The following is a 7,576-nucleotide window of genomic DNA, read 5'->3' on the forward strand; positions in this document are numbered from 1 at the left end:
CGGCCTTCGCCAGGCCCACGACGTTGTTCTTCAGCACCTGGCGATCGATCGACTGCACGCCGAACGCCATTTGCGGCTGCTGGTCGATGAAGATCAGCTGGCTGTTCTGGGGGGTGAGAACTTCAAGTTTCGGGTTGCTCATGGCGCATGGAGTCCTGTGAACGAAAAAAGGGAGGCCTGCCTCGGCCGTGAGAACGGGAGGAGCCGGAAATGCATCACGCCGGATCGTGATCCGGCGCGACGTATTTAATCCGCAAACGCTCAGCGTGACCACCCAAGAAACGGAATCGATGCGATTCCGGAAACGACGTGCGTTCAGGGCCCCTCGCTCTTTTTTTCTTCACGCAAACCCGCTACGCTTTCAAAACTTTGACGGCGCCGTTGCGGCGCCGCTCGGCCATCACCGGACGCCCCACCATGAAACCGTATGTCTTCTCGCTGCTCGCCGGCATCCTTGCCGGCGTCATCTACGGCGCGATCGGCGTGAACTCGCCCGCGCCGCCGATCATCGCGCTCACCGGCCTGCTCGGCATGCTGGCCGGCGAACAGATCCTGCCCGTCGCGCGGCGCATGCTCGCCGGCCATCGGCTGAACGCCGCATGGCGCGACGCGAAGTGCGGCCAGCACATGTTCGGTCCGCTGCCGGGCGGCAGCACGAACGAACGCACGCCGTCCTGATGCACGCTTCCCGCACGCACCGCGCATGAGCAACGTCGAGCTGTTCCATTACCTGCTGCTGTTGATCTGCGGCGCGGGCGCGCTCACGTGGCTCGCCGAACGGATCTCGATTCCACCGGCCGTCGTGCTGCTGCTCGGCGGCTGCGTCGTGGCCGTTGCCGGCAAGCGCGTGCCCGACATGGACCCGGCGCTGCTGCTCGCGGCCGTGCTGCCGCCGCTCCTGATGTCGAGCGGCTTCTACACCGCGTGGAAGGAATTCCGGCAAGAGCTCGCGTCGATCGCATCGCTCGCGCTCGGCGCGGTGGTGTTCACGACGGTGGCGGTCGCGCTCGCCGTGCATGCGGCCAATCCGGCGTTGCCGTGGGCCGCGTGCTTCACGCTCGGCGCGATCGTGTCGCCGCCCGATGCGGTCGCCGCGAACGCGATCCTGCAGCGTCACCCGCTGCCCGCGCGGCTCGTCGCGGTGCTCGAAGGCGAAAGCCTCGTCAACGATGCGTCGGGCCTGCTGCTGTATCAGATGGCCGTGTCGGCCGCGCTCGCGGTCACCATCACGACCGCGAGCGCCACCGGCCTGTTCTTCTCGCTCACGCTGATCGGCATCGCGGTCGGCCTCGCGTGCGGCCATGCGATGTGCTGGGTGCTGCCGCGCCTGCGCGAGCCGATGCTCGGGATCGTCGTGACCTTCGCGATGGCGTGGGGCGGCTACGGGATCGCGGAAGCCGTGCACGGCTCCGGCGTGCTGTCGGTCGTGACCTGCGGCCTCGTGCTCGGCGTGCGCCAGCATCGCGTGTTCGACGCCGACATGCGGATCAAGGCGAAGGCGACCTGGGAAGCGATCGTGTTCGTGCTCGACGCGCTCGTGTTCATCCTGATCGGCCTCGCGCTGCACGCGATCCTCGCACGCGTGAACCACGAAGGCGCGGTGCTGATGGCCGGCCTGCGCGTCGCGCTGCCGGCGACGGCCGCCGCGATCGCCGCGCGTGTCGTGTGGGTGTTCGTCGTGATGTGGCTGCCGGGCCGTCTGCGCGCACGGCGCGCGGGCCATCCGCCGTGGTCGTGGCGCGAGGCCGTCGTGCTCGGCTGGTCCGGCATGCGCGGCGTCGTGAGCCTCGCGGCCGCGATCGCGCTGCCGAGCGATTTCCCCGGCCGCGACCTGATCCTGTTCAGCACGTTCCTGCTGATCATCGCGACGCTGGTCGTGCAGGGCGGCACGCTCGCGCCGCTGATCCGCGTGCTGAAGCTGCGCCCGGCCGCGCGGCACACGATGTCCGAGCACGCGGTGCGCGCGCATACGTTCGGCGCGGCGCTCGCCGAGCTCGACGCACGCGAGCAGCGCGGCTCGGGCCTCGAACGCGCATCGCTCGACCGGCTGCTGACCGAATATCGCAGCCGCGTCGCGTTCAACGAACGCGCGCACCGCGACGGCGCGGAACCGGTGGGCGTGCGCGCGCGGATGCTGCGCGTCGAGCTCGAGTTGGTGGGCGTGTCGCGCGACGCGCTGCTCGACCTGCACCGCGACGGGCGGGTCGACGACGCGGTGCTGCACCGCATAGAATCGGAGCTGGATTTCGAGGAACTGCGGCTGCAGCGTCTGCTCGAACCGTAATGCCGGGCCGGCTGCCGGCCCGCCTCCCCTTTCCCCACTTGGAATTGCAATGAGCGAACTGTCCGTCGAAGCGAGCATCGGCTCGGTCGATTACCTGGTCCATTTCACCGACGGCGTTCATCAATGGCGCGCCGACGAGCCGGCAGCGCTCGGCGGCGGCGACGCCGCGCCGACGCCCGTCGCGCTGCTGCTGTCGAGCCTCGGCGCATGCACCGCGATCACGCTTAAGATGTATGCGCAACGCAAGGGCTGGCCGCTCGCCGAAGTGCACGTGAAGCTCGCGCACGAATCGGGCAGCGCGGGCAGCACGATCGTGCGCCGCATCACGCTCGACGGCGACCTGTCGGACGAGCAGCGCGAGCGCCTGCTGCAGATCGCGAATGCATGCCCGGTGCACAAGATCCTCACGCACCCGATCACGATCGACACGGCGATTGCCTGACCCACCGAACACGAGAGTCTCACCATGTCCGCATCGATCAAGACCGTACTCACGCCGCGCGAGAGCGACATCGGCAACCTCGTCGTGCGCCGCGTGCTGCCCGCGCGTGCCGCGCGCCTCGTCGGCCCGTTCATCTTCTTCGACGAAATGGGGCCGGCCGTGCTGCCGGCCGGCAGCGGCATCGACGTGCTGCCGCATCCGCACATCGGCCTCGCGACCGTCACCTACCTGTTCGATGGCACGCTGATGCATCACGACAGCCTCGGCTTCCGGCAGAAGATCGTGCCCGGCGACGTGAACTGGATGACGGCCGGACGTGGCATCGTCCACTCGGAGCGTTCGCCCGACGAGGACCGGCCGCTCGAGCAACCCGTGCACGGGATCCAGACCTGGGTCGCGCTGCCGGTCGAGCACGAGGATACGGCGCCCGCGTTCGTGCATCACGCGGCCGACACGCTGCCGTCGTTCACGCGCGACGGCGCGAGCGTGCGCGTGATCGCGGGCACCGCGTTCGGGCTCACGTCGCCGGTCGCCGTGTTCTCGCCGACGCTCTATGCGTATGCGGAATTCGCGGCGGACGGGCAGCTCGCGCTCGACGCGGAACACGACGAGCGCGGCGTATATCTCGTCGACGGCGACCTCACGATCGACGGCACGCCGCTCGCGCCGGCGACGATGGCCGTGCTCGAACCCGGCGCGAACGTGTCGCTCGCGAGCGCGAACGGCGCGCGCGTGATGCTGCTCGGCGGGGCGCACCTGCCGGGCGAGCGGTTCATCGAATGGAATTTCGTGTCGAGCGAGCGCGCGAAGATCGAGGCGGCCCGCAACGCGTGGGCCGAGCAGACCTTCGGCAAGGTGCCGGGCGAGGAAAACGAGTGGACGCGCCAGCCGGCGCGCAAGGCGCAGTAAGCCGGCACCGGTCGATCCATCCACACACGGCGGCCGGCATTCACGCCGGCTGCCGTGCGCTCACCGCTTCAATCCCATCAGCTTCGCGAGCACCGGCCAGCGATCGAGCGACTCGACGAACGCGCGCCGCGCCTGCTCGTCGACATAACGGGCCGGGTCCAGCGCGGGCAGGTGCCGCGCGAGGCCGAGCACGTCGTTCGGCTGCGACAGGCGATCGTCGTCACCTTCGCCGATGTTGATTACTGTTCGTCGATCCATACGCCATCCGGAGTCTTGACCGCGTAGCCCGCGCTCGTCTGCATCGTCACCGTGCCTTCGTTCTCGCCGACCATCCGCGTGCGCGGCAGGTCGGCCGCGTATTGCGCGAGCGACGCGCCGGGCTTGAACGGGCTGTTCGACACGAGGTTCGACAGCAGTTGCGCGAGCGCGAGGAAGCTCGTCGGCTGGTCGATCACGGTCGTCTGGCCGTGATTGCCGGCGAAGCCAACGAGCCGCACGCCGACCGGCCCGTGGACGATGCGCGGCGTCGGAATCTCGCGCAGGCCGGCCACCTGGTTCTTGTCGCCGCGCAGCGCGGCGCCGTGCTCGGGCACGAACACGATCACCGCGCGCCGGCCCGACTGCGCGATCAGATCGGCGAGCCGGTCGAAGTCGCTCATCAGCTTGGTCGCGCGCTGCGGATACGAATCGATGCTGGTGAGCGGGCTGCCCACCACGCGGTTGCCGTCGTGCAGGCTGATCGTGTTGTAGTACAGCGCGACCGGGCCCGGCACCGACGCGCGCTGCGCGTACCAGTTCGCGAGCGTGCCGTAGTCGTCCTTGATCGCCGTGCCGTCGAACGCATGCATCGCGACCGGCGCGGCCGCGTTCGGGATCATCGGCGCGTCGGGCACGCCGATGTTGTCGTGAATGACCTGCAGGAAGTTGTCGAAATGGCCGTCGTGGTTCAGCAGCGACTGCACCGTGTAGCCGGCGGACGCGAGCTGCGAGAACAGGTAGCACTGCTGCGGCGCGCTCTTGTACAGGTCCGCGTGCGCTTCCTGCCCGCAGCTCGCGCGCAGCACGCGGATCGCGGCCGGGCCGCTGTAGCTCGCGGCCGTGCTGAAGTTGTTGAACAGGTAGTCGAAGTGACTCAGCATCGGGTGGTTGCGCACCTTCGCCGCATCGAGATCGTCCCACGACAGCGAGCAGATGTGCAGCACGATCACGTCGAACTGCGCGGACGGATCGCTCGGGAGATGGCCGAACGCGACCTGCCGCTGCGACTCCTGCGTGCGGAACGTCGCGAGTGCCGCGTTGTGATCCTCGGGCTGGTCGGAGCGCCCGCCCGTCGCGCTGGCCTGCTGCGGCAGCGGCGCGACGACGCGCGCCATCAGCCCGCTGCCTGCCTGCCACAGCGGCATCACGATCAGCACGGCGAGCACGAAGGTCGCGACGCGCACCCATCGGTTGACGATGAAATAGACTATCAGCGCGCCCACCACCGTCAGCATCAGTACCGGCGGCAACAGGCGCGGCAACAGCTCCATCCAGTATTCGAGGCGGAACGTGCTGACCTCGCGCGCGGCTTCGGCGAGGCGCGCGAGCGGCGGCGCATGCAGTTCGCGTGCGAGCAGCGGCACCGCGATCGCGATCGCGACGAGCAGCCGCACGATGTGCCATCCGCGCTGCCGGATCGGCGCGCTCGCCGCGAGCGCCAGCGCGAACGCGAGGTTCGCGAGCCACATCGGCTGCAGGTGGCCGGTCGCGAACAGCGCGAATTTCAGGATGAAATACAGATTCCAGAACGTCATCTAAACCACTCCGTGATAGGCGCCGCGTCAGTCGCGCGCCCGATCGAGCTTCGGTGCCAGCATCGACTGCACGCCGCGCGCCACACCCTTCCACATCCGTACGTAACCGTCCAGGCCCACGCGCAGCACTTCCTTCAACCCGCGCAGCGGCGTGTCCGTGCGCGTGCTCGCGTGCCAGTCGAGCCACGCGTCCGCGCGGCCGAACGTGCACTGCACGAGCTGGCGCTCCTGCTCGAGCGTCAGCGCCTCGAAGCTCACGCCGACGTGGGTCGGCGTCACGCGGCTCACGCGCACCGGGAACGGGAACGGCCGGTCGCCGCGCGTCACGCACACCGTCAGCGTGTCGCCGATCGCGAGCGGCAGCCCCGGCACCGCTTCGAGGCCGAGGCCGCCGGTCGAGTAGTCGCTCGTGAAGCACGCGGCCGTCGAGCCGTCGGCGAGCAGCAGCGTCGCCGGCACGCGCATCGCGATCCGGTGCGTGACGCGCACCTGCTTGGTCTCGCGCGCAACCGCCAGCGCCGCGCCCAGCATCGCGAGGTTGTAGACGGTCCAGCCGAGCGTGATCAGGATCGTCGACGCCTCGTCGCCCTGGTCGGCCACGAGCCGCCACAGCCCGGCCGCGATCGCGAGCACGTTCAGCGCGAACAGCACGAGGTACGGCTTTGACGTCGACCAGTCGACGTAACCTTCGTCGATCTTGCCGCCCTTGTCGGTCACGTTGAACTTGCCGTGCTTCGGGCTGAAGAACGCGACGGTGGTCGGCAGCGCGATGTACCACGCGAGCACCGATTCGTAGACCTCGGCCCAGAACGAATGGCGATAGCGCCCCTGCATCCGCGAGTTCGCGACGTTCGCGAGCACCAGGTACGGGATCACGTAGCTCGCGAGCGCGATCGACGACGCGTTGATGAAGTACAGGTGGAAGAACAGGTACGCGAGCGGAATCGTCAGGAACACGAGCCGCGGGATCCCGTAGAAGAAATGCAGCATCGCGTTGCCGTAGCAGATCCGCTGGATGAAGCCGAGCCCGCGCCCGAGGAACGGGTTGTCGATGCGGAAGATCTGCGCCATCCCGCGCGCCCAGCGCGTGCGCTGCTTCACGTGGCCCGCGAGGCTCTCGGTCGCGAGGCCCGCTGCCTGCACGGTCGGCAGGTACGCCGACGTGTAGCCACGGCGATGCAGCTTGAGCGCGGTGTGCGCGTCCTCGGTCACGGTCTCGACCGCGACGCCGCCCACCTCCTCCAGCGCGGTGCGTTTGAGCACCGCGCACGACCCGCAGAAGAACGTCGCGTTCCACAGGTCGTTGCCCGACTGCACGAGCCCGTAGAACAGGTTGCCCTCGTTCGGGATCTCGCGGAACGTGCCGAGGTTGCGCTCGAACGGATCGGGCGAGAAGAAATGATGCGGCGTCTGCACCAGCGCGCATTTCGGGTCGCGCAGGAACACGCCCATCGTGGTCTGCAGGAACGAGCGCGTCGGCACGTGATCGCAGTCGAAGATCGCGATGTATTCGCCTTGCGTCTTCGGCAGCGCGCGGTTGATGTTGCCGGCCTTCGCGTGAAGGTTGTCGTCGCGCGTCAGGTAGCCGATGCCGGCCTCCCGCGCGAACGCCGCGAACTCGGGGCGCTTGCCGTCGTCGAGCAGGTACACGCGCAGCTTTCCGGTCGGCCAGTCGATGCTCTGCGCGGCGAACACGGTCGGCTTCACGACCGACAGCGGCTCGTTGTAGGTCGGGATGTAGATGTCGACGCTCGGCCAGCTGTCCGGGTCGTCGGGCAGCGGCACGATCGGCCGGTCGAGCGGCCACGCGGTCTGCACGAAGCCGAGCAGCAGGATCATCCACGTATAGGCTTCGGCGCCGTACAGCAGGTACCCGGCGACCGCCTCGATCGGGCTGCGGAAATCGAGCGTCTGGGTCGTGCGCCACCACACGTAGCGGAGCGTGGCGAGCAGTGCGAGCGATGCGAGCGCGAGGGTCGGAAGATGGCCCGGCAGGCGGCGCAGCGCGAGCGCCAGCACCGCGACGATGCGCACCGGCCAGTCCGCGAAGCGGTCGACGAAGGTCTGCGTGTGCTGCTCGGCGAGCAGCGTGGTCGGCGACAGCAGCGCGACCTGCTTGCCGCCCATCACCGCGATGAACGCGGCGCG

Annotated in this window: 7 protein-coding genes and 1 pseudogene; 4 read left to right on the top strand and 4 right to left on the bottom strand. The window is 68.8% G+C overall.

All coding sequences use genetic code 11. From position 1 onward, the window contains the following. A pseudogene (locus F3J14_RS32410) lies at window positions 1-142 on the bottom strand (hydrolase); the annotation flags it as partial. Between the two features lie 275 nt (window positions 143-417). Between F3J14_RS32410 and F3J14_RS32415 the strand changes: the two are divergent. The 4 genes from F3J14_RS32415 to F3J14_RS32430 are packed head-to-tail and all read left to right on the top strand — an operon-like array spanning window position 418 to window position 3,635. Beyond that, window positions 418-678 carry a XapX domain-containing protein gene (locus F3J14_RS32415; protein ID WP_006755534.1) on the top strand — a complete coding sequence of 87 codons (261 nt, stop codon included), beginning with the start codon at window positions 418-420 and terminating at the stop codon, window positions 676-678. A 25-nt stretch (window positions 679-703) separates the two neighbouring features. Then, a complete protein-coding gene (locus F3J14_RS32420) occupies window positions 704-2,284 on the top strand; it encodes a sodium:proton antiporter (protein WP_166726393.1) in 1,581 nt (526 codons plus the stop codon). Window positions 2,285-2,333: 49 nt separating this feature from the next. After that, entirely contained in the window at window positions 2,334-2,726 is a 393-nt protein-coding gene (locus F3J14_RS32425) for an OsmC family protein (protein ID WP_165751244.1), read from the top strand. A gap of 24 nt (window positions 2,727-2,750) precedes the next feature. Next, a complete protein-coding gene (locus F3J14_RS32430) occupies window positions 2,751-3,635 on the top strand; it encodes a pirin family protein (protein WP_166726394.1) in 885 nt (294 codons plus the stop codon). A gap of 60 nt (window positions 3,636-3,695) precedes the next feature. Here the strand turns inward: F3J14_RS32430 and F3J14_RS32435 are convergent, their stop codons facing one another. The 3 genes from F3J14_RS32435 to bcsA form a co-directional block, all read right to left on the bottom strand. Then, a complete protein-coding gene (locus tag F3J14_RS32435; protein ID WP_006761544.1) occupies window positions 3,696-3,893 on the bottom strand; it encodes a hypothetical protein in 198 nt (65 codons plus the stop codon). Beyond that, on the bottom strand, window positions 3,875-5,428 hold the full coding sequence (gene bcsG, locus F3J14_RS32440; protein ID WP_166726395.1) for a cellulose biosynthesis protein BcsG: 1,554 nt from the start codon (window positions 5,426-5,428) through the stop codon (window positions 3,875-3,877). The genes F3J14_RS32435 and bcsG overlap by 19 nt, the downstream gene beginning before the upstream one ends. Window positions 5,429-5,455: 27 nt before the next feature. Continuing rightward, on the bottom strand, window positions 5,456-7,576 hold a 2,121-nt coding region (gene bcsA / locus F3J14_RS32445), incomplete at its 5' end, for a UDP-forming cellulose synthase catalytic subunit (RefSeq protein ID WP_247682334.1).

The sequence above is a fragment of the Burkholderia sp. Tr-862 genome, from assembly GCF_011753085.1.
In the GTDB taxonomy this organism is placed as follows: Bacteria; Pseudomonadota; Gammaproteobacteria; order Burkholderiales; family Burkholderiaceae; genus Burkholderia; species Burkholderia ambifaria.